Raw genomic sequence first — 24,216 nt, 5'->3', positions numbered from 1 at the left:
CGCCCGCCGTCACCCACAGGAGTAGCCGATGTCCCTGCGCCGTCTTGCCGCCGTCACCGCCGCCGCCGTCCTCGCCGGAGCGGGGGTCGCCACCGGTGCGGGAGGTGCACAGGCCGCACCGTCGTGGGCGCCGGCGAAGACCGCGGCCATCCACCCCGGCACGATGATGTACACCGACGGCGCCCAGTGCACCGCGAACTTCGTCTACACCGACGGCGCCGGCAACGTGTACGTCGGGTACGCCGCGCACTGCGCCGGTACGGGTGAGTCCACCGACACCGACGGCTGCACCACGGCCTCGCTGCCGCTCGGCACCCCGGTCACGTTCAACGAGCGGGGCAGCCTGGTCGACGAGGGCACGGTCGTCGGGCGCGGCACGCTGGTCTACAGCTCCTGGGACACCATGCAGAAGCGGGGCGAGACGGACCCGAACACCTGCGCGTACAACGACATCGCGCTGGTGAAGGTCTCGGCGGCCGACAAGGGCAAGGTCAACCCCTCGGTCCCCGTGTGGGGCGGGCCGACCGGCATCGACACCGACGGCACGAAGGCCGGCGACCGGGTGTGGACGTACGGCAACTCCTCGCTGCGCGCCGGGGTCTCCGTGCTGTCGCCGCACACCGGCATCAGCCTCGGCGACCAGGCCGGCGACGGCGGCTGGTCGCACCCGCTGTACACCGTCACCCCGGGCATCCCGGGCGACTCCGGCAGCGGCTTCCTCAGCGCGGGCGGCAAGGCCGTCGGCGTGCTGTCCACCCTCGGCCTCGCCCCGCTGCCGGCGTCGAACAACATCGGCGACCTGGCCAAGGAGCTCGCCTACGCGAAGGCGTACTCCGGGATCTCCGGCCTGGCCCTGGCGAACGGCACCGAGCCGTTCGAGCCGGTCGTCTAGGGTCCCGATACCCTCCAAGGGTGTCGACGCCGCTCGCCCCCATCCTCGCCGTGATCGGCGGCGGCCAGCTGGCCCGGATGCTGGCCGAGCCGGCCGCCGCGATGGGTGTCCCGCTCAGGCTGCTGGCGGAGGCGGAGGGGGTCTCGGCCGCGCAGGTGGTGCCCGACCACGTGGTCGGCGACTACACCGACCTCGCCACGCTGCGCGAGGTCGTCGAGGGCTGTGCCGCGGTCACCTTCGACCACGAGCACGTCCCGACCGCGCACCTGGAGGCGCTGCAGGAGACGCTGCCGGTGCACCCCGGGCCGGGTGCGCTGGTCAACGCGCAGGACAAGGCGGTGATGCGCGAGCGGCTCGGCGCGATGGGCGTGCCCTGCCCGCGCAACGCGGTGGTCGCCGACCCCGCCGAGGTGGCGGCGTTCGGGTTCCCGTGCGTGCTCAAGACCACCCGGGGCGGGTACGACGGCAAGGGCGTCTGGTTCGTCTCCGGCCCCGACGACTGCGCCGAGGCGTTCGCGGCGGCGGCGAGCGCGGGCGTACGCATCCTCGCCGAGGAGGCCGTCGAATTCCGTCGCGAGCTGTCGGCCCAGGTGGCCCGCTCGCCCTCGGGGCAGGTGGCGGCGTACCCGGTCGTGCAGTCCACCCAGCTCGACGGGATCTGCCACGAGGTCGTCGCCCCGGCACCCGACCTCGACCCCGAGCTCGCGCTGGCCGCGCAGCGGATCGCGATGCGTCTGGCCGAGGAGCTCGGCGTGACCGGGATGCTCGCCGTCGAGCTGTTCGAGACGACCGACGGCCGGGTGCTGGTCAACGAGCTGGCGATGCGACCGCACAACTCGGGTCACTGGACCCAGGACGGCGCGGTCACCAGCCAGTTCGAGAACCACCTGCGCGCCGTCCTCGACCTGCCGCTCGGCGCCCCCGAGGCCCGTGCGCCGTGGACGGTGATGGTCAACATCCTCGGCGGCGACGCCGAGACGGGCAGGCTGTACGACGGCTACCCGCACGCGCTGGCCCGCGACCCGCGGCTGCGCGTCCACCTGTACGGCAAGTCGATGCGCCCGGGCCGCAAGGTCGGCCACGTGAACGCGTACGGCGACGACCTGGAGGACTGTCTCGAGCGCGCGCGGCACGCCGCCGCGTGGTTCCGGGGCGACCTCGGAGAGGACAGCGAGTGAGCGAGCAGCCGGAGGGCGCCGGGACCGGACCGCGCGTCGGCATCGTGATGGGCTCCGACTCCGACTGGCCGACCATGAAGGCCGCGGCCGAGGCGCTGGAGGAGTTCGGCGTCGACCACGAGGCCGACGTCGTCTCGGCGCACCGGATGCCGCACGAGATGCTGGCGTACGGCAGCGAGGCCGCCGACCGTGGCCTGTCGGTCATCGTCGCCGGCGCCGGGGGAGCGGCGCACCTGCCCGGGATGCTGGCCGCCGTCACCCCGCTGCCGGTGATCGGCGTCCCCGTCCCCCTGCGCCACCTCGACGGGCTGGACTCCCTGCTGTCCATCGTCCAGATGCCCGCCGGCGTGCCGGTGGCGACCGTCGCCGTCGGTGGCGCCCGCAACGCCGGGCTCCTCGCCGTACGCATCCTCGCCGCCACCGACCCTGCGCTGCAGGAGCGGATGCGCGCCTTCCAGGCCGACCTCAAGGACTCCGCCCAGGAGAAGGGCAAGGCCGTGCGGGGGGAGACCTCGCAGCGCCTCGGGTTCTGACCCTGCCCCGACGCGCACCCGTCTGCTCCTCCTCCGGGGCTCGTCGCGATCGCGGTCGACCCTTGACCGAGTAAGTGACTAAGTGGTTTAGTCACTTGATGTGACCCCTCCCACACCCTCGCTCTCCGAGCGCATCGCCGACGGCATCGTCGCCCTGATCGAGAGCTCGGGGCTCGGCCCCGGCGACCCGCTGGAGTCCTCGCGGGCCCTGGCCAAGCGCTTCGACGTCACCACCCCGACCGTGCGCGAGGCGCTGCGCAGGCTCGAGGCCACCGACGTGATCCGGCTCCGGCACGGCTCCGGCACTTACATCGGCGAGGGGATCGGCCGCCGGCTGCTGGTCAACCCCCACGTGGCCGGCTCGTCCACCGACTCCGTCCTCGAGCTGGTCGAGGCCCGGCTGCTGCTGGAGCCCCCGGTGGCGGCGGCGGCGGCTCTGTCCCGCTCCGAGGGCGCCGTCGCCCTGCTGGAGACGGCCGCCGACAACGCGCTGAAGCCGCAGCACGGCGAGGAGCGGCCCGGCCTGCACTTCCACGTCGCCCTGGCCGCCGCAGCCGGCAACCGACTCGTGCGCGAGAGCATCGAGGCCCTGCTGCAGGTGCGCTCCCGCGACCAGGTCGCGATCCGCCACCACTACGACGACCGCGGTCGCGACCACGCCGAGCACGTCGAGATCCTCACCGCCGTACGGGACCGTGATCCGCAGGCGGCGAGCACGCTCACGCGCGACCACCTGACCGCGATCCGCGATGCCTTCGCCGGTCTCGTCGCGGAGGAGAGCGCATGAGCGACCACCTCCTCGGCCACATGACCACCCTCGAGGCGGCCGACGCCGCTGCTGCCGGGACGGTCGTGCTGCTCCCCGTCGGTGCGTTCGAGCAGCACGGCTCCGGCCTTCCCCTCGCCACCGACCAGATCCGTGCGGAGGCGGTCGTGGAGCGGCTGGCCGACGCGCTCGGCGGCGCGGCGGTGATCGGCCCCGGCGTACCCGTGGGCGTCTCGCCGCACCACAGTGCCTTCGCGGGCACGATCAGCCTGCGCCCGGCGCTGTTCGTCGCCGTGGTCCGCGAGTACGTCGAGTCGCTCGCGGCGCACGGCTGGCGCCGGTTCCTGGTCGTCACCGGTCACGGCGGCAACAACGCCGCGCTCGGCACCCTGACCCAGGAGCTGATGCGCGACCGCCCCGACCTCGAGGTCGCGTGGGCCCCGGTGACGGCCGTCGCCCGGTCGGCCGTCGCCGAGCTCGAGGTCACGGAGGTCAGCGGCCACAGCGGGGAGGCGGAGACCAGCCAGATGCTGCACGTCGCCCCCGGCCTGGTCCGCTCCGACCTGCTCCGTCCGGGCACCACCCGTCTCGACGAGCTGGACGGCTTCGCCCGTCTCGCGCGCTCGGTCAGCCAGCCGAGCGTCGCGCTGCCGTACGACCGCCTCGCCGCCAGCGGTGTGCTCGGCGACCCCCGCCGGGCCACGGCCGCCGACGGCCGCCAGATCGTCGACGAGGTCGTCGAGCGGCTGACCTCGTTCGTCAAGGAGTGGCTCGACACCTAGGTCGAGCCCTGCCCCAGACCACCCCAGCCGGGACGCGCCGCGTCGCCGGTGGGCCCCGCACACCCTCGTCCCGCTCTCGACAAAGGACTCGCCCGATGCTCCCAGGAACACGCCGACTGCTCGTCCCGGTGCTCGCCGCGACGCTGGTGGGGGGTGTCCTCGTGGGGTCCAGCACCCTGCTGGGCCGCGCCCCGCAGGCCGCTGCCGACCAGGCCGCCAGCCCCACCCGCGCACGCTGCGCCCTGCCGAGCCCCCAGGAGGCCGGGAGCAGCCAGAAGTACGAGATCACCAGCGGTGGTCGCACGCGCAGCTACGTGCTGCGTCTCCCGGACGGGTACGAGCGCCGCGCGAGCTGGCCGCTGATCGTCGCCTTCCACGGCCGCGGCAGCACCGGGGTGGAGGTCGAAGGGTTCTCCGGCCTCTCCGACCTGCCCGCCGTTGTCGCCTACCCCGACGGCGAGGTCGGGACGGGGGACGGCTACCGCCGCGCGTGGCAGGGCGCGCCGTACCAGCCGACGGGTGTCGACGACGTCGCCTTCACCGCGGACCTGCTCGACCACCTCGACGACACGCTGTGCGTGGACCCGACGCGCACCTACGCCACCGGCAAGTCCAACGGCGCCGGCCTGACGACGCTGCTGGCCTGCCGGCTGCCGGGTCGCTTCGCGGCGATCGCGCCGGTCGCCCCGGCGCTCTACCCGCAGTCGCAGGAGGGGTGCGAGGGGGCTCGGCCCACCTCGGTGCTCGAGATCCACGGGGTCGCCGACACCACCATCCCGTACGCGGGAGACCCCGACCGGCAGCTGCCGGCCGTGCGCGACTGGGTCCGTGGCTGGGCCGAGCGGGACGGCTGCACCTCCTCGCGCACGAGCCGGATCCGGCGCGACGTGACCTCCACCCGCTACGCCGGCTGCGTCGCCGGCACCGAGGTCGCGCACCTCGCCGTCGACGGCGGCGGCCACGTCTGGCCCGGCGCCGACACGTACTCCGGGGGCGGGCACACCACCCAGAGCATCGAGGCCTCGCGCGCCGCGTGGGCCTTCTTCACCCGGCACCACCTCACCCGCGCGGAAGGACGAGACCGATGAGCAGGACCGACCACGACCCCGCACCTGTGCAGGACGCGACGACACAGGAGCGGCTGCCGTTCGTCGTCCGGGCGATGGCGGTCGTCGAGCGCGCCGGCAACGCCCTCCCGCACCCGTTCTGGCTGTTCTGGATCCTCGCCCTGGTCCTGGCGGTCGTCAGCGCCGTGATGGCGGGCGCCGGCGTCTCGGTCGTACCGCCCGGCGGCGGCGACCGGATCGACGTGCAGAACCTGCTCAGCGGCGACGGGCTGGCGATGGCGGTCTCGACCGCCATCACCAACTTCGCCGAGTTCCCGCCGATGGCGACCATCGTCGTGGTCATTATGGGGGTCGCGGTCGCCGAGCGCACCGGCTTCCTCGCCGCGGCCATGAAGGTGGGCGTCTCCCGCGTGCCCGCCGCGTGGGTGGTGTTCGCGGTCGCGTTCGTCGGCACGATGTCGCACGTCGCGTCGGCGGCGGCGTACATCATCCTGGTGCCGCTGGGCGGCCTGGCCTTCCGGGCCGTCGGGCGCTCGCCGATCCTCGGCATCGTCGTGGCGTACACCGCGATCGCCTCGGGCTACGACGCCAGCCCGATCCCCACGCCGAACGACGCCATCTTCGCCGGGATCACCCAGGCGGCGGCTCGGATCGTCGACGAGGACGCGCTCGTGTCCCCGGTGAGCAACTGGTTCTTCAACATCGCCTCGTCGGTGCTGCTCGCCGCGGTGATCACGCTGGTCACCCGGTTCGTGCTCGCCAAGCGGCCGGACCTCGACGCGGACCCCGACGCCGACGACAGCGACCTGGGCTCGCTGACCCTCTCGAACCGTGAGCGTCGCGCGCTGCGCTGGGCCGTGCTGACGCTGGTCGTCGCCCTCGTCGTGCTGGTCGCCGTGGTCGTCCCCGGGTCCTCACCGCTGCGCGCCGCCGACGGGTCGCTCGACGAGTCGCCGCTGCTGACCGGCGTCGCCATGATCGTGGCCGTGCTGTTCGGGCTGACCGGCATCGTGTACGGCTCGATGACCGGCACCATCGAGAAGGCCGGCGACGTCCCCGCCCTCATGGCCCAGGGGATCAAGCAGATGGCGCCGGTGCTGGTGCTGTTCTTCGCGATCGCGCAGTTCCTGGCGTACTTCGACTACACCCACGTCGGTGACGTGATCTCGGTCCGCGCGGCCGAGCTGCTGCAGAACAACGACGTGCCCGTGGTCGTCGTCTTCCTGCTCGTGCTGGTGCTGCTCGGCGTGGTGAACATCCTCGTCACCAGCGGGTCGGCGATGTGGGCCATCGCCGCGCCCGTGATCGTGCCGCTGCTGATGCTGCTCTCCGTGCCTCCCGAGACGACCCAGGCGCTGTTCCGGATCGCCGACTCGGGCTCGACCGCGGTGACGCCGATGAGCCCGTACTTCGTGATGGCGCTCGGGTTCCTCCAGCGCTACCGCAAGTCGGCCGGCATCGGGACGCTCGCGTCGTACACGCTCCCGCTGGCGATCGCCATGACGGTGGCCTGGACCGTGCTGTTCTTCGTGTGGTGGGGGCTGGGGATCCCGCTCGGCCCGGGGGTCTCGGTGCGCTGAGCCGGGACGCCGGCGTGGGCCGCCCCGCTCAGACCCCCTGCTCGCCGCCGCCCTCGACGTAGGCAGCGCCGCTGCCGGCGTGGATGCTGGCCAGTGCCGAGGCGACCCGTCGGGCCGTGAAGTCGGCGGCGCGCTCGCGCACCTGCGCGGGACCGCACAGCGCGACGTCGCGGATCTCGCGCTCCTGCTTGACCACGGTGTCCAGGCGGCCCGGTTCGATGACGCCGCCGTCGAAGACCAGGCAGACCGCGTCGTCCCAGCCACCCCACGGCGGCATCCAGTCGGTGAGCACGAGCTCCCCGGGCGGGACGTCCAGACCGAGCTCCTCCTTCACCTCGCGAGAGGCAGCCTGCTGCGGAGACTCGCCGACCTCGACGATCCCGCCGGGGAGGTCCCAGTCCCGCTTGTACGTCAGCTGGCACAGCAGCACGCGGTCGTCCGGGTCGCGCAGCAGCACCTGGGCGATCGCGCGCTTGCGGGGGAGGAAGGAGTTGAGCAGTGCCCGGAAGCCGCCGGGCTGGTCGAGGGGGACGTCGCCGGCCAGGCGCGCGAAGACGTACCGGTCGGCTCCCGCCGCCACGCCACGCAGCAGCCCCTCGCGACGCAGGCCGCTGGTCGTGGCGATGCGGTGCCCGACCGCGTCGTCGGGGTCGACGTACGCCTCCACGCGGTGGTGGTCGAGGAGACCCTCGTCGACCACGGCCCGGACGGCCTCCACGCTCGGCCACCAGTCGTCGCCGTCGGGCGCCGGCCAGGAGACCCGCGCGACGCCCTCGCCGACCGTCGTCAGGGCGGGGGACTCGTCCGGGACAGGCACGGGAGCCACCCTAGTCACCGCCGGCCGGGACCTCGCCGGGTCTCGACGCGCTCCCCTTCGACAGGCTCAGGACATCGCGCCGGTGCTCCCTGCTCGCCGGGTCTCGACGCGCTCGCTGGCGCTCGCTGCTCGACCACCTGTGCCAGCGAGGCGGCGTCCTGAGTCTGTCGAAGGGGAGGACGTCGAGACCTCCGGCGCCTAGGCGCGGTGGCGGGCCGACGTACCGCCCGACGACGTCGCCGGCTCGGGAGCGAGCCACACCATGCCCAGCGGCGGGACGGTGAGGACGGCCGAGTCCGGCTGCCCCTGCCAGGCGTCGCCGGTGCCGGTGACAGTCCCGTTGACGACACCGGAGCCGGCGTAGGCGTGCTGGTCGGTGTTGATCAGCTCGGCCCAGTCCCCGGCGGAGGGAAGCCCGACGCGGTAGTCGTGGACCGGGGCGTCGCCGAAGTTGACCACGCAGACCAGCGGGCCCGCCGCGGAGTGGTCGGGGTCGGGCCGTCGCACGAACGCCAGCAGGTTGTCGCCGGCGTCACCGTCGAGCCAGGTGAAGCCGTCGTGGTCCTGGTCGGCCGACCACAGCGCGGGGTGCTCGGTGTAGACGACGTTCAGGTCGCGTACGAGCCGCTGCACCGAGGCGTGCTCGGAGTGCTCGAGCAGCCACCAGTCCAGCTCGCGCGACTCCGCCCACTCCGACTCCTGGGCGAACTCCGAGCCCATGAACAGCAGCTGCTTGCCGGGGTGGGACCACATGAAGGCGAGGTACGCCCGCAGGTTCGCCAGCTGCTTCCAGCGGTCGCCGGGCATCTTGCGCAGCAGCGAGCCCTTGCCGTGGACGACCTCGTCGTGGCTGATCGGCAGGACGTAGTTCTCCGAGTACGCGTACGCCATCGAGAACGTGATCTCGCCGGCGTGCCAGGGGCGGTGCACCGACTCGCGCTCGATGTACTGCAGCGAGTCGTGCATCCAGCCCATGTTCCACTTGAAGCCGAAGCCCAGGCCGCCCTCCGACGTCGGCCGGGTGACCCCCGGCCACGACGTCGACTCCTCGGCGACGGTCACGATGCCGGGGTGGTGGCGGTAGACGACGGCGTTCGTCTCCTGCAGCAGGGCCATCGCCTCGAGGTGCTCGCGCCCGCCGTACTGGTTGGGCAGCCACTCGCCGTCCTCGCGCGAGTAGTCGAGGTAGAGCATCGAGGCCACCGCGTCGACGCGGATGCCGTCGGCGTGGAACTCCTCCACCCAGTACAGCGCGTTGGCGACGAGGAAGTTGCGCACCTCGTTGCGGCCGAAGTCGAAGACGTGGGTGCCCCAGTCCGGCTGGTCGCCGCGCCGCGGGTCGGGGTGCTCGTAGAGCGGTCCGCCGTCGAACCGCGCGAGTGCGAACTCGTCCTTCGGGAAGTGCCCCGGGACCCAGTCGAGGATCACGCCGATGTCTCGCTGGTGCAGCGTGTCGACCAGGGCGCGGAAGCCGTCGGGGTCGCCGAAGCGTGAGGTCGGCGCGTAGTACGACGTCACCTGGTAGCCCCACGACCCGCCGAACGGGTGCTCCATCACCGGCATCAGCTCGACGTGGGTGAAGCCCATCGCCGTGCAGTAGTCGGCGAGCATCCCGCCCAGCTCGGCGTAGGAGTACGTCGAGCCGTCGGGCCGCCTGCGCCACGAGCCGAGGTGCACCTCGTAGACGGACATCGGCGAGCGGACGGCCGAGCGGGCGTCGCGCTTCTCCAGCCAGGCCGCGTCGTCCCAGTCGTAGGTCGACTCGAAGACCCGTGAGGCGGTCTCCGGTGGCACCTGGGTGGCGCTGGCCATCGGGTCGGCCTTGTCCCGCCAGCGCTCGTCGGCGCCGAGGATCTCGTACTTGTACGTGGCCCCGCCGCGCACCCCGGGCACGAACAGCTCCCAGACGCCGGACGTGCCGAGCTGCCGCATCGGGTGCAGCCGCCCGTCCCAGCCGGTGAAGTCGCCCTTCACCCGGACGCCCAGCGCCTTCGGCGCCCACACCGCGAAGGAGGTGCCGACGATCTCCTCGGGGTCGCCGTCGTAGTGCCGCACGTGCGCACCGAGCACTCGCCACAGCTCCTCGTGGCGGCCCTCGTTGATCAGGTGCAGGTCGGTCTCGCCGAGGGTCGGCCAGAAGCGGTAGGGGTCGTCGGCGAGCTGCGGGGAGCCGTCGTCGTACGTCGTCTCGAGGCGGTAGTCGGGCACGTCCGTCACGTCCAGGACCGCCTCCCACACCCCGTCGGTCACGTGGGTCATCGGCGTCCGCACCCCGTCGGCGACGACGGTGACCGACGCGGCCAGCGGCCGGAGCGCGCGGACCACGACGTGCCCGTCGTCGGGGTGCGCGCCGAGCACGTCGTGCGGGGAGCCGTGGCGGCCCTCCGCGACCATCGTCAGCAGGGCCAGGTGGTCGCTCACTACGTGTCCTCTCCGGAGCCGGTCAGGCGGGCCAGCGCCGCCAGGGGGATGTCGACCCAGCCGGGTCGGTTGCGCGCCTCGTAGCCGATCTCGTAGACCGCCTTGTCGGCCTCGTACGCCGCCAGCAGCACGCGGTCGCTGTCGGTCAGCGCCGTCGAGCCGGCGTACCCCGCCAGGAACGCCGCCCGGTTGCGCTCGGCCCACGCGGACGCCCGCGAGGACAGCACGGCGGCGTCCTCCCCGGCGCCGTCGGCGAAGTCGCGCTCGACCGAGCGCGCGGCGTAGTCGAAGGAGCGCAGCATCCCGGCCACGTCGCGCCAGGGGGAGTCGGGCAGCACGCGCTCGGCCAGCGGCTTGGCCGGCTCGCCCTCGAAGTCGACGAGCTTCCAGTTGTGCACCACGCGCAGCGTCTGGCCGAGGTGCAGGTCGCCGTGGACGCGCTGGGCGGTGAGGGACACGTCGAGGTGACGGACCGCGTCGAAGACGTCGCGCAGCGCGGGGGCGTGCAGGGCCAGCGTCGGCACCAGCGCGGCCAGGTCCCTCACCTGGGCCTCCAGCCGGGCGTCCATCCCGTCGGCGATCGCGGCGACGTCGGCGGCCCCCCACCGCGTGGTGGGGAAGTGGTCCCGCAGCACCTCGTGGACCTCGGCGACCGCCGTCCCGAGCCGCTCGGACTCGCCGGCGAAGTCACCGCCGGAGCGCAGCACCACCTCGTCGTCGTCGAGCCGCTCGCCCGGGCGGGGCTCGGCCAGCTCGTCGGCCTCCGCGAGGAGCGTGCGCACGCCGGCCAGGGCGAGGTCCCAGCCGTCGGAGGCGGTGCGCAGGAACTGCTGGATCATCGCCAAGTCGATCGGCTCCGCCGAGGTGCCCTCGTCGGTCTCGGCCCAGCCGTAGAGCGCCGCCACGTGCGGGCTGCCGGCCCGGGTCAGCTCCCGGTGCACCTCGATGTCGGGGTTGCTGCCCGGCGTCACCTTGCGGAAGACCTTGAGCAGGCTGTCGTCGCCGAAGGCCACCGAGGAGTTGGACTGCTCACCGCTGAACAGCGTGGAGTGGGTCTCGGTGTCCAGCTCGTGCTCGGCGATCCGGTGGAAGACCAGGCCGCCGACGCGCGAGGTGTCCTCGGGGGCCGTCGCGGCGAAGGCGCGCAGGTAGACCGCCATCGCCTCCCGGTCGTGGACCGCGTCGTAGGAGTGCACCGACCCCAGCGCGTCGTCGGTGTGTGGACCGACCAGCGCGTGCGTGATCCGCTCCTGCGGCTCGGGGTAGTGCGCGAGCGGGAGCTGGTAGAGCTCCTCGGACCCGTCGGGGTAGCGCACCGTGACGATGTCGATGGTGACCGCGGGCGGCCCCGGGAGGGTGGCCACGCGACGTACGTCGGTGACGCGGTGGTCGCGACCCTTGCCGCCGAACCAGCGCGCCCGGTCCAGGTAGGCCGTCATCAGGGGGTGTCTGCTCACGGGTGCACCGCCTTCAGGGACTGGGTGCCGAGCAGCGGGTCGGGTTCGGGCTCCGGCTCGGGCAGCCGGATCCAGTAGAAGCCGTGTCCGGCCAGGGTGAGCAGGTACGGCAGCTCCCCGATCCTCGGGAACCGCACGCCCCCGAGCAGCTCGACCGGTGTCGTCCCCTCCCAGCGCCGCAGGTCCAGCTCGACCGGCTGCGGGAAGCGGGAGAGGTTGTTGACGCACAGCACCGCGTCACGGTTGCCGTCGGCGTCGGTGTGCTCGCGGACGTACGACAGCACGCTCGGGTTGGAGCCGCCGAGGTCGTGGAACTCGCCGAGCCCGAAGGCCGGGTGCTTCTTGCGGGCCGAGATCATCCGGCGGTTCCAGTGCAGCAGCGAGGACGGGTTGTCCAGCTCCGTCTCGACGTTGACCCGGCTGTAGCCGTACACCGGGTCCTGGACCGGCGGCAGGTGCAGCTTGCCGGGCGTGGCACGGGAGAAGCCGGCGTTGCGGTCCGGCGTCCACTGCATCGGGGTACGGACCCCGTCGCGGTCACCGAGCCAGATGTTGTCGCCCATCCCGATCTCGTCGCCGTAGTAGAGGACCGGTGACCCGGGCAGTGAGAGCAGCAGGGCGGTGAAGAGCTGCATCTGGTCGGGGTCGTTGTCCAGCAGTGGCGCCAGACGCCGGCGGATGCCGATGTTGGCCTTCATCCGCGGGTCGGCGGCGTACTCCGACCACATGTAGTCGCGGTCGTCGTCGGTGACCATCTCCAGGGTCAGCTCGTCGTGGTTGCGCAGGAAGATGCCCCACTGGCAGCCGCTCGGGATCGCCGGCGTCTGCTCGAGGATCTCCGAGATCGGGTAGCGCGACTCCCGGCGCACCGACATGAAGATCCGCGGCATCACGGGGAAGTGGAAGCACATGTGGCACTCGTCCCCGCCGACGGACGCGTCACCGAAGTAGTCGACGACGTCGGCGGGCCACTGGTTGGCCTCCGCCAGCAGCACCCGCCCGGGGTAGTTCTCGTCGACGAAGCGGCGCACCTTCTTGAGGAACTCGTGGGTCTCGGGGAGGTTCTCCCCGTCGCCGCCCTCGCGCTCGTAGAGGTACGGCACCGCGTCCAGCCGGAAGCCGTCCAGGCCCATGTCCAGCCAGAAGGCGAGGGCCTCCAGCATCGCGTCGTGGACCAACGGGTTGTCGAAGTTGAGGTCCGGCTGGTGGGAGAAGAACCGGTGCCAGAAGTACTGCTGGCGCACGGGGTCCCAGGTCCAGTTCGACGGCTCGGTGTCGACGAAGATGATCCGGGCGTCGGCGTACGACTCGTCGGTGTCGGACCACACGTAGAAGTCGCCGTACGGGCCGTCGGGGTCCTCCCGGCTCGCCTGGAACCACGGGTGGGCGTCCGAGGTGTGGTTCATGACCACGTCGATGATCACTCGGATGCCGCGGTCGTGGGCGGCCTGCACGAAGGCGCTGAAGTCCTCGATGGTCCCGACCTCGGGCAGCACCCCGGTGTAGTCGGCGACGTCGTAGCCGCCGTCGCGCAGCGGCGAGGGGAAGAACGGCGGGATCCACAGGCAGTCGACGCCGAGCCACTGCAGGTAGTCCAGCTTCTCGATCAGCCCGCGGAAGTCGCCGATGCCGTCGCCGTTCGAGTCCCGGAAGGACCGGACGAGGACCTCGTAGAAGACGGCCGTCTTGAACCAGTCGGGCTGGGTGTCGCCCACGGTGGTGCCGGCCGGGCTGGTGATGGGTCCGGGAGTGGTCACCGGTTCCTCCTGACGTGCAGCACGTGGGCCGGCTCGTCGTGCGGGTCGAGGCGCACGTAGTCGTGCCCGCCCCAGTCCCACGTCTCGCCACTGAGCTCGTCGTGCACCGAGAACGTCTCGCCGATCTCCAGGCCCAGGGCCTCGACGTCGAGGTGCACGGTGGTCTCGCGCGCGCCGTGCGGGTCGAGGTTGACCACCACGACGACGGTGTCGGAGTCGATGTCGCCGGCGCGCTCCTGCTTGGAGAAGCACAGCACCGACTCGTCCTCGGGGTAGTGCAGGGTCAGCGAGCGCAGCCGCTGCAGCGCCGGGTGGGCGCGCCGGATCGCGTTGAGCCGGGTGAGGTACGGCGCCAGGCTGCGGCCCTCCGCCTGCGCGGCGTCGTAGTCGCGCACCCGGATCTGGAACTTCTCGGTGTCGAGGTACTCCTCGCTGCCCGGCCGCAGCGCGACGTGCTCGTACAACTCGTAGCCGGAGTAGACACCCCACGCCGGAGACGACATCGCGGCCAGCACCGCACGGATCTTGAACGCCGGCGGGCCGCCGTACTGCAGGAAGGCGTGGAGGATGTCGGGGGTGTTGACGAAGAAGTTGGGCCGCATCACGTGCGCGGTCTCGGCTGAGACCTCGACCAGGTAGTCCTCGAGCTCCTCGCGGGTCGTGCGCCAGGTGAAGTAGGTGTAGCTCTGCTGGTAGCCGACCGTCCCGAGCCCGCGCATCATCGGCGGCTTCGTGAACGCCTCGGCCAGGAAGACCACGTCGGGGTCGGTGCGCCGCACGTCGGCCAGCAGCCGCTCCCAGAACGCCAGCGGCTTGGTGTGCGGGTTGTCCACGCGGAAGATCCGCACCCCGTGGTCCATCCAGTGGTGGACTACGCGCAGCACCTCGGCGTAGATCCCCTCGGGGTCGTTGTCGAAGTTGACCGGGTAGATGTCCTGGTACTTCTTCGGCGGGTTCTCGGCGTACGCGATCGTGCCGTCGGCCCGCGTCGTGAAGAACTCCGGGTGCTCGGTGACCCACGGGTGGTCCGGCGCGGCCTGCAGCGCGAGGTCGAGCGCGACCTCGAGGTCCAGCTGCCGGGCCCGGGCGACGAAGGCGTCGAAGTCCTCGAGGGTGCCCAGGTCGGGGTGGACCGCGTCGTGGCCACCGTCCTTGCTGCCGATCGCCCACGGCGACCCGACGTCCTCGGGGCCGGGGTCGAGGGTGTTGTTGCGGCCCTTGCGGTTGACCTCGCCGATCGGGTGGATCGGGGGGAGGTAGGCGACGTCGAAGCCCATCGCCGCGGCCCGCTCCAGCCCGGACACGGCGGTACGGAACGTCCCGCTGGTCAGCGTGCCGTCGGCGTTCTCGACCGCACCCTCCGAGCGCGGGAAGAACTCGTACCACGAGCCGTACAGAGCGCGCTGGCGCTCGACGCGGACGCCGAACGGACCCTCCACGGTGAGCAGCTCGCGCAGCGGGTGCGCGGCGAGCACGGCGGCCAGCGCCGGGTCGAGCGCGTGCTCCAGGCGGGCCTGGACCGGCAGCGCGTGGTCCTCCATCGCGGTCCGCGCGCTGGCCAGGACCTGCTGCTCGGCCTTGTTCAGCCCGCCGGCGGCCAGCACCCGGTCGACCAGCAGCGTCCCCTCGGTGAAGACCAGCTCCACGTCGACCCCGGCGGGGACCTTCACCTCGGCGTGGTGCAGCCAGGTGCCGAGCGGGTCGCTCCAGGCCCAGACCTCGTAGGCGTACTCGCCCTCGGCGTCGGCCTGCAGCCAGGTCTCGTACCGGTCCACCTGCTTCGGGTCCCGGGTGGGTCGCATCCGGTGGGGACGCCGCCGGACGCCGTCAGGGCGGACGAGGACCGCCTCGCATCCCAGCTCGTCGTGCCCCTCTCGGAAGACCGTCGCGGACACCCGGAACGGCTCGCCCACGCTCGCCTTGACCGGGTGCGGCGGCTGTCCGGGGGGCAGCGACCCGTCACGGACCACGGGCTGCACGTCGACGACCGGGATGCGTCCCACCATGTCCTCAACCCAAGCGGTCCTGCCTGGAACGTGCAAACACCCGCGGGGGCGCCCGCGTCGATACGGTGTCCGGCGTGAGCACGCTCCTGCTGGTCAACGGACCCAACCTCAACCTGCTCGGCACGCGCGAGCCGGCGACGTACGGCCACGACACGCTCGCCGACGTCGAGGCGCTGGTGACCAGGACGGCCGCCGCTGCCGGGCACGACGTCCGGGCCGTGCAGAGCAACCACGAGGGCGTGCTGATCGACGCCGTCCACGCCGCACGCGAGGACTGCGCCGGCATCGTGATCAACCCGGGCGCCCTCACCCACACCTCCGTCGCCCTGCGCGACGCTCTGCTGGCCGTCGGGCTCCCCGTCGCCGAGGTCCACCTCTCGAACGTCCACGCCCGCGAGCCGTTCCGGCACCACTCGTACGTCTCCGACATCGCCGAGGTCGTGATCGTCGGCGCAGGCATCCACGGCTACGCCTTCGCGGTCCAGCAGCTCGCGCGCGTCCTCTCGCGGTAGCCGACCGCGTCAGGCCGCGGTCAGCTCACGGTCCCGCTGGGGGGTGCCGAGGTCGGGAGTGGGGACGTCCTTGGTCTCCCGGGCGGTCAGCGCCGAGGCGCTGGCGACGACGGCGACCACGGCGGTGAAGACCGAGGTGACGACCCAGCCGCCCTCCTGCGCGCCGCCGAGCGCGGTGACGATGGTCGGGGCGAAGCCCGCCAGCATGAAGCCGATCTGGGTGCCGATCGCCATCCCGGAGAAGCGGACGCGCGAGCTGAACATCTCGCCGTAGAACGACGGCCAGGTCGCGTTGGCGGCGGCGTAGCCGAAGGAGAAGGTCAGCACCGCCAGCGCGAAGGTCAGCAGCACGTCGTCCTGGCTCATCGAGAGCAGGTAGAACGGCATGAAGACCGCGGCGGACAGCGCGCCGTACACGAAGACCGGCTTGCGGCCGATCCGGTCGGCCAGGGTGGCGAAGACCGGCTGGGTGACCAGGGCGACCACGTTGGCCACGACGACCAGCCACAGCGTGATCGAGTCGCGCAGGCCGACCTCCACGCCGTACGCGATGGCGAGGTTGCCGAACACCGTCGAGATGGCGGCGATGAAGGCGCAGACGACGACGCGCAGCACGTCGGCCCAGTGGTGGCGCAGCAGGTCGACGACGGGCAGCTTGGCCAGCTCGCCGGCCGCCTTCTTGGCCGCGAACTCCGGCGGCTCGGCCAGCGTGCGGCGGATGAAGAACGCGACCACGACGACGAGGGCCGAGAGCCAGAACGGGATCCGCCAGCCCCACGAGAACTTGACGTCGTCGGGCATCGCGACGATCGGGACGAGCACGAGCGCGCCGAGGATCTGGCCGCCCTGGGTGCCGGTCAGCGTCCAGGAGGTGAAGAACGAGCGGCGGTCCTCGGGCGCGTGCTCGAGCGTCAGCGAGCTGGCGCCGGCCTGCTCGCCCGCGGCGGAGAGTCCCTGCATCAGCCGGCAGAGCACGAGCAGCGCGGGTGCTCCCCAGCCGATCGCGCCGTACGACGGCAGGCAGCCGATGAGAAAGGTGGACAACCCCATCAGCACGAGGGTGAACATGAGGACCTTCTGCCGGCCCACCCGGTCGCCGAAGTGGCCGAGGAGGACCGCGCCGAGCGGGCGGGCGACGTAGGCGAGGCCGAAGGTGGCGAAGGAGAGGACCTGGCCGGAGGCGCCCTCGTCAGGGAAGAAGACCGTCGGGAAGATCAGGGCGGCGGCGGAGCCGAAGACGAAGAAGTCGTAGTACTCCACCGCGCTGCCCATGAAGCTGGCGACGGCGGCCCGTCCCGGGGTCTTGCGGCGGGCGAGCTCGTCGGCGACGGCGTCGGTGCTGGTCATCGGTTCTCTCCTCGGGGGCTGCGCTCGCTGTCGGCCAGGGAGCGGAAGTGGTCGAGCATCCGGACCGGGTCGGGCTCGGTGCCGGTGATCAGGCGGAAGGCGTCGACCGCCTGGTGGACGGCCATGTGGCCGCCGTCGAGCACCCGGCAGCCGTTGGCTCGTGCCGCCAGCAGCAGGGCGGTGTCGAGCGGGCGGTAGACGATGTCGGCCACCCAGAGCCGCGCGTGCAGCAGGTCCGCGTCGAGCGGCAGCCCCGGGTGCGCGGCCATGCCGGTCGGCGTGCAGTGCACGAGCCCGTCGGTGTCGGGGAGCAGCGCGGAGAGCTTGGCGGGCTCGGCCGCCTCGACGCGCGCACCGGGGTAGCGGTCGCTCAGGTCGTGGGCGAGTACGCCGGCCCGGCCCGGGTCGACGTCGACCACGACCAGGTGTCCGACGCCCAGTCCGAGCAGCGCGTCGGCGACAGCACTGCCCGCGCCCCCGGCGCCGAGCTGGACCACCTCGTCGGTGGCCGCGTCCGGGAGCCCTGTGGCGAACCCGGTGGCGAAGCCGGTGACGTCGGTGTTGTGCCCCACCGCTCGCCCGTCGCGCAGGACGACGGTGTTGACCGCGCCGAGAGCGGCCGCGCGAGGGTCCACCTCGTCGAGGTGGGGGAGGACCGCCTGCTTGCAGGGGTGGGTGACGTTGAGTGCGTCGTACCCGAGCCGGCGGGCCCAGGCGAGGACCTCGCCGACGTCGGCGGGCCCGAGCCCGAGGGTGGGCAGGTCGATGGTCCGGTAGACGTAGTCGAGCCCCTGGGCCCGGGCCTCCGCCATGTGCATCGGCGGTGTCAGCGACGGGCCGACGCCGTCGCCGACCAGCCCGACGAGGAAGGGGTGCGCCACGTGATCTCCTAATGAACTAAACGGTACGTTCAAGAATAGGAGAGCATGTGACCGCGGTCTCACGCAAGGGTTTCGCGAGACGAGGCGCCCCCGAGGCTCGGTCGAGGGTCAGGCGGTGAGCCAGGCGACGACGAGGTCGCCGATGGTGCGGCGCAGGTGCTCGCGCCGCGACGGATCGCGCAGGTCGCGGTCGAAGAGGTAGCCGAAGGTGTGCTGGTTGGCGACGGGGAAGACGCAGTAGGCCGAGATGACCATGTGGACGTCGACCGCGTCGACGTCGGCCCGGAACGTCCCCTCGGAACGCCCCCGCGAGAGCACGTCCTCCAGCAGTGACGCGGCCGGGTTGCCCATCTCGCGCAGCGAGTCCAGGCGGGCGATGAACCGGCCGCCGTGGATGTTCTCGATGGAGACCAGGCGGATGAACTCGGGGTGCGCCTGGTGGTGGTCGAAGGTCAGCTCGGCGAGCCGGCGCACGCCGTCCACGGGCGACAGGTCGCCGACGTGGAGCTCCTGCTCGGCGGCACGGATGCCGAGGTAGGCCCGCTCGAGGACGGCGAGGTAGAGGCCCTCCTTGCTGGCGAAGTAGTAGTAGATCATCCGCTTCGTCGTGCGGGTCCGCTCCGCGATCACGTCCACCCGGGCGCCGGAGAAGCCGTCCTCGGCGAAGACCTGGGTGGCCACGTCCAGCAGCTCGGCCCGCGTCCGCTCGGCATCGCGCTGCGCGACCATCCTCGACCTCCCGCTCTCCGTGGACCGCGACCGGCCGGGGGTGGCGCGGCGTGGCGATCATACGCAATGAACCAGTTGGTACATTGCGACGCATGCGCCGCTCCGTCGCCACCGTCTGCCTCTCCGGGGGACTCGTCGAGAAGATGCACGCCTGTGCCGAGGCGGGCTTCGACGGGATCGAGGTCTTCGAGCCCGACCTCGTCGCGTGCGACCACAGCCCCGAGGAGATCCGGGCGCTGGCCGACCGGCTGGGTCTCTCGCTCGACCTCTACCAGCCGTTCCGCGACTTCGAGGGCGTGGACGAGGCGACGCTGGCCGACAACCTGCGCCGCGCCGAGGCCAAGCTGGCGCTGATGCAGCGCCTGGGCATCGACACGCTGCTGCTGTGCTCCAACGTGGCGAGCGCGACGGTGCCGGCGGAGGACTACGAGGAGGTCGCAGCCGGGCAGCTGCGGCAGCTGGGCGACCTGGCGTCGTCGTACGGCGTGCGGGTGGCGTACGAGGCGCTCGCCTGGGGTGCGTACGTCGACGACTACCGCACCGCCTGGCGGATCGTGCAGCGCGCCGACCACCCGGCGATCGGGATCTGCCTGGACTCCTTCCACATCCTCTCCCGCGGCCACGACCCTGCGGGGATCGAGGACATCCCCGGTGAGCGGATCTTCTTCCTGCAGCTCGCCGACGCCCCGGCGCTGTCGATGGACGTGCTGTCCTGGTCGCGGCACCACCGACTGTTCCCGGGCGAGGGGTCGTTCGACCTGGCGGGCTTCCTGGGCCACGTCCTCGCGGCCGGGTACGACGGCCCGCTCTCGCTGGAGGTCTTCAACGACACCTTCCGACGCACCGACGTGCGCCGCACCGCCACGCACGCCCTGCGGTCGCTGGTCTGGCTCGAGGACACCGTCTCGCCCCGGCTGACCCCGGGCGTCCCCCCGCGCGGGATCGACTTCGTCGAGGTGAAGGCGGAGGACACCACCGACGTTGAGGTCGCGCTCGGGCAGCTGGGCTTCACCTTCCGCGGGCGTCACCGGACCAAGGCGGTACGGCTGTGGACCTCCGGCTCGGCGCGGGTCGTGCTCAACGAGCAGCAGGCGCGCGAGGAGGTGCCGCACCTGGCGGCGATCGGGGTCCAGGTCGACGTGCCCGAGGCCGCGCTGGCCCGGGCCGCCGAGCTGCTCGCGCCGGCGGTGCACCGTCGTACCTACGCCGCCGAGGTGCCGCTCGGTGCGGTTGCCGCTCCCGACGGTACCGAGGTGTTCGCCTGCCCGGTGGTGGAGGACGACGCGGCCTGGGTCGCGGAGTTCGAGGGCGGTGGGCCGGACGAGCGGACCGCCGGCGCCGTGACCCGTGTCGACCACGTCAACCTCGCCCAGCCCTGGAGCGACTTCGACGAGGCGGTGCTGTTCTACTCCGCCGTCCTCGGGCTCCGCGCGGACTCCGGCACCCAGGTGGCCGGGCCGCACGGGCTCGTCCGCAGCCAGGTGATGCGCACGCCCGACGGGTGCGTACGGCTGCCGCTCAACCTGGCGCCCGACCCGTCGGCCATGACCGCCCAGCACGTGGCCTTCGCCTGCGACGACGTCGTGGCCGTTGCCCGCCGCGCGCTCGCGGCGGGGATGCGCTTCCTGCCGGTCCCGGCCAACTACTACGACGACCTGGCGGCGCGCTACGGCCTCGACGAGTCCCGGCTCGAGGAGCTGCGGTCGCTGAACCTGCTCTACGAGCGCGACGGCGAGGCGGAGTTCGTGCACTTCTACACGCGGACCCTCGGGGAGGTGTTCCTCGAGGTCGTCCAGCGCATCGGCGGGTACGACGGCTACGGCGCCGGCAACGCTCCGGTGCGGCTCGCGGCGCAGGGGCGCGCCTGACCGTTGTGGTCACGCCGGGCCGCTCCGGCTGACAGGATGCGCGCCGTGACACAGACCCGTACCTTCGCGGGGCCGAGCTGGCAGGCCGTGGGGGAGAACGCTCCGGTGTGGCCGGGCCGCAACTGGCCGCTGGGCGCCACCTGGTCGCCGGAGTCGACGAACTTCGCGGTCCACGCACCCGACGCGACGCAGGTGTGGGTCTGCCTGTTCGACGACGCGAGCGGCGTCGAGGTCGAGACGCGCCACCCGCTGACCGAGCAGTCGCAGGGCATCTGGCACGGCGCGCTGCCGGACCTGCCGGTGGGGCAGCGCTACGGCTTCCGTGCCGACGGCCCGTGGGAGCCGGACGCCGGACTCGTCTTCAACCCGGCCAAGCTGCTGCAGGACCCGTACGCCCGCGCGACCAGCGGTCGGTTCGTCGAGCACCCGGCCACCTACGGCTACGCCCAGCCGGCCGCCGACGTGCCCGTGCGCGACCCGCAGGACTCGGGGCCGTACGTCGGGCGGAGCGTGGTCGTCCACGACGACTTCGACTGGGGCGGCGAGGCCCCGATCCGGCGCCGCTGGCGCGACACGGTCGTCTACGAGCTGCACGTCAAGGGCTTCACCGCTCTGCACGACCGGATCCCCGAGGAGCTGAGGGGCACGTACGCCGGGCTCGGCCACCCGGTCGTCACCGACTACCTCACCGACCTCGGCGTCACGGCGGTCGAGCTGCTGCCGGTGCACGTCTCGGTCTCCGAGCCGCACCTGGCCGAGCAGGGCCTGGTCAACTACTGGGGCTACAGCTCGCTCGGCTTCTTCGCGCCGGACGCGTCGTACTCCTCCTCGGGCGACCGCGGCCAGCAGGTCACCGAGTTCAAGGCGATGGTCAAGGCGATGCACGCTGCCGGCATCGAGGTGCTGCTCGACGTGGTCTACAACCACACCGCCGAGCAGGGACCGCTGGGCCGCACGCTGTCCTTCCGGGGCCTCGACGACCTCGGCTACTACCAGCGCGCCGAGGGGGACCCCGCGGCGTACTGGGACGTCACGGGCTGCGGCAACACCGTCGCGGCCTACCGCCCGCACGTGCTGCGGCTGATCCTCGACTCGCTGCGCTACTGGGTCACCGAGATGCACGTCGACGGGTTCCGCTTCGACCTGATGAGCGCGATCGCGCGCACCGGCCACGACATCGACCTGCACGGGCAGGTGCTCGGGGCGATGAACCAGGATCCCGTGCTGCGGCACGTCAAGCTGGTGGCCGAGCCGTGGGACTGCTCGGCGGAGGGCTACCAGGTCGGCAACTACCCGGCGCCGTGGACGGAGTGGAACGACCGCTACCGCGACACCGTCCGGGACTTCTGGCGCGCCGGTGGCGACGGCATCCGTACGCTCGCCACGCGGCTGGCCGGCTCCGCGGACCTGTACGCCGACGACGGCCGCTCGCCCGCCCACTCGGTCAACTACGTGACCGCGCACGACGGGTTCACCGTGCGCGACCTGGTCTCGTACGCGCACAAGCACAACGAGGCCAACGGCGAGGACAACCGCGACGGGACCGACGACAACCGGTCGTGGAACTGCGGCGTCGAGGGCGAGACCGACGACCCGGCGGTGACCGCGCTGCGTCGGCGCCAGGCGGCCAACCTGATGGCGACGCTGTGCCTGTCCGCGGGGGTGCCGATGCTGACCGCCGGCGACGAGCGCGGGCGGACCCAGCGTGGCAACAACAACGCCTACGGCCAGGACAACGAGATCTCCTGGGTCGACTGGCGTGCCGAGGACGCCTGGCTCGACGTGTACGACGTCACGCGCGCGGCCCTGCGGATCCGCCGCGAGCACCGCACGCTGCGCCAGCGCCACTTCTTCGAGGGCCGGCCGACGATCGACGGCGGCGCCAAGGACCTGGCCTGGATCCACCCCGAGGGCCGCGAGCTCACCGATTCCGACTGGGCCGATCCGACCCTGCACGTGCTGGGGATGTTCGTCTCCGGGGAGCCGCTGCGCTCGCCCGGCCCGCGCGGGGAGCAGCAGTGGGACTCCTCGTTCCTGCTCTGGGCCAACGGCTCGGGCGTCGAGTGCGAGGTGCGGGTGCCGGCGAACCCCTGGGTGCAGAAGGGGTCGGTCGTCCTCTCGACCGATGCCCGGCACGTCGCCGGCGTCGAGGTCGAGGCCGGTCAGGGGGTCGCCCTCGCGGCCCGCTCGCTGCTGCTCCTGCGCCAGGATCCCCGGCACTCAGCCACCTGAGCGGGAGCGATGCCCTAGGGTTCGAGGCCACCAGCCTCGCGAAGGAGCGGACACCATGGCGGAACCGAAGGACCAGCCCGAGCCGACCCGGGCGCAGCGGCCCGTGCGGTCGCGCAATCTCGACGCCGTCGAGGCGCGCAACAAGGCCGCGCAGGTCATCCGCATCTTCTGCACGGTCATCGCGGTGATCCTCGCCCTGGGGGCGATCCTCATCGCCTTCCAGAACAACGTGAACCCGAACAACGGGCTGGTCTCGTTCGTCAAGAGCGTGGCGGAGATCTTCGACGGCCCCTTCAGCCTGCAGAACGGGCTGTTCGTGTTCAGCGGGGACAACGCGGCCATCAAGTCGGCCCTCGTGAACTGGGGCATTGCGGCGGTGGTCTGGCTGGCCATCGGGCGGATCCTCGACCGGATCATCCGCGTCGGCACCTGAGTCGTCCTCCGAGGTCACACGCGGTGTAACTGCCTGTGACAAGACCCACCCGTGCGCGCGGTGCCGGGTCGGTCCGCGGCGAGTAGCCTCACCGGAAGAACCCTCAGCAGCATCCCGTCTTCGAGGAGGGGCCCCGTGCGGGCCGATACCAACATGAACATTGTCGTGTGTGTGAAGTACGTCCCCGACGCCACGGGGGACCGCAAGTTCGAGTCCGACAACACCGTCGACCGGGTGGGTGTCGACGGTCTGCTCTCCGAGCTCGACGAGTACGCCGTCGAGCAGTCGCTTCAGCTCAAGGAGAAGCAGGACGACGACACCACCGTCACCGCCCTGTGCATCGGTCCCGAGGGTGCGGCCGACGCGGTCCGCAAGGCGCTGCAGATGGGGGCGGACAAGGGCGTCCACGTCGTCGACGACGCGATCGCCGGTTCCGACTACCTCGCCACGTCGAAGGTGCTCGCCGCCGCCGTCGAGAAGATCGGCGACGCCGACCTCGTCGTGTGCGGCATGGCGTCGACCGACGCCGGTGGCAGCGTCGTCCCGGCGATGCTGGCCGAGCGTCTCGACCTCCCGCAGGTCACCTTCGGCTCGGTCATCGAGAGCCAGGGCAAGGAGTTCCGGATCAAGCGCGACGGCGACACCGCGACCGAGGTGATCGGTGCGACCGCCCCGCTGGTGCTGTCGGTGACCGACCAGTCCGGCGAGGCGCGCTACCCCTCGTTCAAGGGGATCATGGCCGCGAAGAAGAAGCCGGTCGAGACCTGGTCGCTGTCCGACCTCGGCGTCGACGCCGGCGAGGTCGGGCTGGACGCCGCCTGGACCCAGGTGGAGCAGGCCGACGCACGCCCGCCCAAGGAGGCCGGCGAGATCGTCACCGACGAGGAGGGCTCCGGCGCCGACGCGCTCGTGGGCTTCCTCGCCTCGAAGAAGTTCATCTGATCCGCGACCTCGAAGG

At 72.2% G+C, this 24,216-nt stretch carries 20 protein-coding genes; 12 read left to right on the top strand and 8 right to left on the bottom strand.

The window, feature by feature from the left end; translation table 11 throughout:
- The first annotated feature begins 28 nt into the window (after nt 1-28).
- The 7 genes from IEX42_RS18115 (at nt 29) to IEX42_RS06040 (ending at nt 6,798) form a co-directional block, all read left to right on the top strand.
- Nucleotides 29-892, top strand: a complete 864-nt coding sequence (locus tag IEX42_RS18115; protein ID WP_229660647.1) for a hypothetical protein — start codon at nt 29-31, stop codon at nt 890-892.
- Nucleotides 893-969: 77 nt separating this feature from the next.
- Nucleotides 970-2,070, top strand: coding sequence for a 5-(carboxyamino)imidazole ribonucleotide synthase (locus IEX42_RS06065; RefSeq protein ID WP_229660958.1), 1,101 nt, complete (start codon nt 970-972; stop codon nt 2,068-2,070).
- 47 nt (nt 2,071-2,117) lie between these two features.
- Nucleotides 2,118-2,603, top strand: coding sequence for a 5-(carboxyamino)imidazole ribonucleotide mutase (gene purE / locus IEX42_RS06060; protein ID WP_188780947.1), 486 nt, complete (start codon nt 2,118-2,120; stop codon nt 2,601-2,603).
- Between the two features lie 100 nt (nt 2,604-2,703).
- Nucleotides 2,704-3,390 carry a FadR/GntR family transcriptional regulator gene (locus IEX42_RS06055; protein ID WP_188778975.1) on the top strand — a complete coding sequence of 229 codons (687 nt, stop codon included), beginning with the start codon at nt 2,704-2,706 and terminating at the stop codon, nt 3,388-3,390.
- Entirely contained in the window at nt 3,387-4,151 is a 765-nt protein-coding gene (locus tag IEX42_RS06050; RefSeq protein WP_188778974.1) for a creatininase family protein, read from the top strand. Before IEX42_RS06055 ends, IEX42_RS06050 begins: the two co-directional genes overlap by 4 nt.
- A 95-nt stretch (nt 4,152-4,246) precedes the next feature.
- Nucleotides 4,247-5,239, top strand: a complete 993-nt coding sequence (locus tag IEX42_RS06045; protein WP_188778973.1) for a CE1 family esterase — start codon at nt 4,247-4,249, stop codon at nt 5,237-5,239.
- The gene (locus IEX42_RS06040) at nt 5,236-6,798 is read left to right on the top strand and encodes an AbgT family transporter (protein ID WP_188778972.1); all 1,563 of its coding nucleotides are present in this window, start codon (nt 5,236-5,238) and stop codon (nt 6,796-6,798) included. The genes IEX42_RS06045 and IEX42_RS06040 overlap by 4 nt, the downstream gene beginning before the upstream one ends.
- A 28-nt stretch (nt 6,799-6,826) precedes the next feature.
- Here IEX42_RS06040 and IEX42_RS06035 read toward each other — a convergent pair whose 3' ends face one another.
- The 5 genes from IEX42_RS06035 to IEX42_RS06015 form a co-directional block, all read right to left on the bottom strand.
- Nucleotides 6,827-7,615: an NUDIX hydrolase gene (locus IEX42_RS06035; RefSeq protein WP_229660646.1), complete on the bottom strand. Its 789-nt coding sequence runs from the start codon at nt 7,613-7,615 to the stop codon at nt 6,827-6,829.
- A 198-nt stretch (nt 7,616-7,813) separates the two neighbouring features.
- Nucleotides 7,814-10,009 carry a 1,4-alpha-glucan branching protein GlgB gene (gene glgB / locus IEX42_RS06030; RefSeq protein ID WP_188780945.1) on the bottom strand — a complete coding sequence of 732 codons (2,196 nt, stop codon included), beginning with the start codon at nt 10,007-10,009 and terminating at the stop codon, nt 7,814-7,816.
- 26 nt (nt 10,010-10,035) lie between these two features.
- Complete coding sequence (locus IEX42_RS06025) at nt 10,036-11,493, bottom strand: maltokinase N-terminal cap-like domain-containing protein (protein WP_229660644.1); 1,458 nt, start codon at nt 11,491-11,493, stop codon at nt 10,036-10,038.
- Nucleotides 11,490-13,250 carry a maltose alpha-D-glucosyltransferase gene (treS, locus tag IEX42_RS06020; protein ID WP_188778971.1) on the bottom strand — a complete coding sequence of 587 codons (1,761 nt, stop codon included), beginning with the start codon at nt 13,248-13,250 and terminating at the stop codon, nt 11,490-11,492. The genes IEX42_RS06025 and treS overlap by 4 nt, the downstream gene beginning before the upstream one ends.
- Nucleotides 13,247-15,256 carry an alpha-1,4-glucan--maltose-1-phosphate maltosyltransferase gene (locus IEX42_RS06015; protein WP_188778970.1) on the bottom strand — a complete coding sequence of 670 codons (2,010 nt, stop codon included), beginning with the start codon at nt 15,254-15,256 and terminating at the stop codon, nt 13,247-13,249. The genes treS and IEX42_RS06015 overlap by 4 nt, the downstream gene beginning before the upstream one ends.
- A gap of 74 nt (nt 15,257-15,330) precedes the next feature.
- On the opposite strand from IEX42_RS06015, the gene aroQ reads away from it, so the two are divergent.
- Complete coding sequence (aroQ, locus tag IEX42_RS06010) at nt 15,331-15,768, top strand: type II 3-dehydroquinate dehydratase (RefSeq protein WP_229660643.1); 438 nt, start codon at nt 15,331-15,333, stop codon at nt 15,766-15,768.
- A 9-nt stretch (nt 15,769-15,777) separates the two neighbouring features.
- Here the strand turns inward: aroQ and IEX42_RS06005 are convergent, their stop codons facing one another.
- The 3 genes from IEX42_RS06005 to IEX42_RS05995 all read right to left on the bottom strand — a co-directional run bounded on the left by IEX42_RS06005 (nt 15,778) and on the right by IEX42_RS05995 (nt 18,725).
- Nucleotides 15,778-17,115 (bottom strand): MFS transporter, encoded by a 1,338-nt coding sequence (locus IEX42_RS06005; protein ID WP_188778968.1) that lies wholly within the window; start codon nt 17,113-17,115, stop codon nt 15,778-15,780.
- The gene (locus IEX42_RS06000) at nt 17,112-17,996 is read right to left on the bottom strand and encodes a shikimate dehydrogenase (RefSeq protein ID WP_188778967.1); all 885 of its coding nucleotides are present in this window, start codon (nt 17,994-17,996) and stop codon (nt 17,112-17,114) included. The genes IEX42_RS06005 and IEX42_RS06000 overlap by 4 nt, the downstream gene beginning before the upstream one ends.
- A 108-nt stretch (nt 17,997-18,104) precedes the next feature.
- The gene (locus IEX42_RS05995; protein ID WP_188778966.1) at nt 18,105-18,725 is read right to left on the bottom strand and encodes a TetR family transcriptional regulator; all 621 of its coding nucleotides are present in this window, start codon (nt 18,723-18,725) and stop codon (nt 18,105-18,107) included.
- A 92-nt stretch (nt 18,726-18,817) separates the two neighbouring features.
- Between IEX42_RS05995 and IEX42_RS05990 the strand changes: the two genes are divergently transcribed.
- From IEX42_RS05990 to IEX42_RS05975, 4 genes are all read left to right on the top strand, one after another.
- Entirely contained in the window at nt 18,818-20,593 is a 1,776-nt protein-coding gene (locus IEX42_RS05990) for a bifunctional sugar phosphate isomerase/epimerase/4-hydroxyphenylpyruvate dioxygenase family protein (RefSeq protein WP_188778965.1), read from the top strand.
- A gap of 45 nt (nt 20,594-20,638) precedes the next feature.
- On the top strand, nt 20,639-22,825 hold the full coding sequence (gene glgX, locus IEX42_RS05985) for a glycogen debranching protein GlgX (protein WP_229660642.1): 2,187 nt from the start codon (nt 20,639-20,641) through the stop codon (nt 22,823-22,825).
- Nucleotides 22,826-22,880: 55 nt separating this feature from the next.
- On the top strand, nt 22,881-23,258 hold the full coding sequence (locus tag IEX42_RS05980; protein WP_188778963.1) for a hypothetical protein: 378 nt from the start codon (nt 22,881-22,883) through the stop codon (nt 23,256-23,258).
- Between the two features lie 153 nt (nt 23,259-23,411).
- Nucleotides 23,412-24,200 carry an electron transfer flavoprotein subunit beta/FixA family protein gene (locus tag IEX42_RS05975; RefSeq protein WP_188778962.1) on the top strand — a complete coding sequence of 263 codons (789 nt, stop codon included), beginning with the start codon at nt 23,412-23,414 and terminating at the stop codon, nt 24,198-24,200.
- Nucleotides 24,201-24,216 lie beyond the last annotated feature (16 nt).

The sequence above is a fragment of the Marmoricola endophyticus genome, from assembly GCF_014644415.1.
Lineage (GTDB): Bacteria > Actinomycetota > Actinomycetes > Propionibacteriales > Nocardioidaceae > Marmoricola > Marmoricola endophyticus.
Note: the sequence above shows the minus strand (reverse complement) of the source record. Positions and strands in the feature narration are given on the sequence as shown.

What these genes read in the sequence shown, in the direction of transcription:
- IEX42_RS05995 (WP_188778966.1), bottom strand. Translation starts at nt 18,725, where the DNA reads ATGGTCGCGCAGCGCGATGCCGAGCGGACGCGGGCCGAGCTGCTGGAC.
- IEX42_RS06040 (WP_188778972.1), top strand. Translation starts at nt 5,236, where the DNA reads ATGAGCAGGACCGACCACGACCCCGCACCTGTGCAGGACGCGACGACA.
- IEX42_RS06050 (WP_188778974.1), top strand. Translation starts at nt 3,387, where the DNA reads ATGAGCGACCACCTCCTCGGCCACATGACCACCCTCGAGGCGGCCGAC.
- IEX42_RS18115 (WP_229660647.1), top strand. Translation starts at nt 29, where the DNA reads ATGTCCCTGCGCCGTCTTGCCGCCGTCACCGCCGCCGCCGTCCTCGCC.
- IEX42_RS06045 (WP_188778973.1), top strand. Translation starts at nt 4,247, where the DNA reads ATGCTCCCAGGAACACGCCGACTGCTCGTCCCGGTGCTCGCCGCGACG.
- IEX42_RS06015 (WP_188778970.1), bottom strand. Translation starts at nt 15,256, where the DNA reads ATGGTGGGACGCATCCCGGTCGTCGACGTGCAGCCCGTGGTCCGTGAC.
- IEX42_RS06065 (WP_229660958.1), top strand. Translation starts at nt 970, where the DNA reads ATGCTGGCCGAGCCGGCCGCCGCGATGGGTGTCCCGCTCAGGCTGCTG.
- IEX42_RS05990 (WP_188778965.1), top strand. Translation starts at nt 18,818, where the DNA reads ATGCGCCGCTCCGTCGCCACCGTCTGCCTCTCCGGGGGACTCGTCGAG.
- glgB (WP_188780945.1), bottom strand. Translation starts at nt 10,009, where the DNA reads ATGGTCGCGGAGGGCCGCCACGGCTCCCCGCACGACGTGCTCGGCGCG.
- IEX42_RS05975 (WP_188778962.1), top strand. Translation starts at nt 23,412, where the DNA reads ATGAACATTGTCGTGTGTGTGAAGTACGTCCCCGACGCCACGGGGGAC.
- purE (WP_188780947.1), top strand. Translation starts at nt 2,118, where the DNA reads ATGGGCTCCGACTCCGACTGGCCGACCATGAAGGCCGCGGCCGAGGCG.
- IEX42_RS05980 (WP_188778963.1), top strand. Translation starts at nt 22,881, where the DNA reads ATGGCGGAACCGAAGGACCAGCCCGAGCCGACCCGGGCGCAGCGGCCC.
- IEX42_RS06005 (WP_188778968.1), bottom strand. Translation starts at nt 17,115, where the DNA reads ATGACCAGCACCGACGCCGTCGCCGACGAGCTCGCCCGCCGCAAGACC.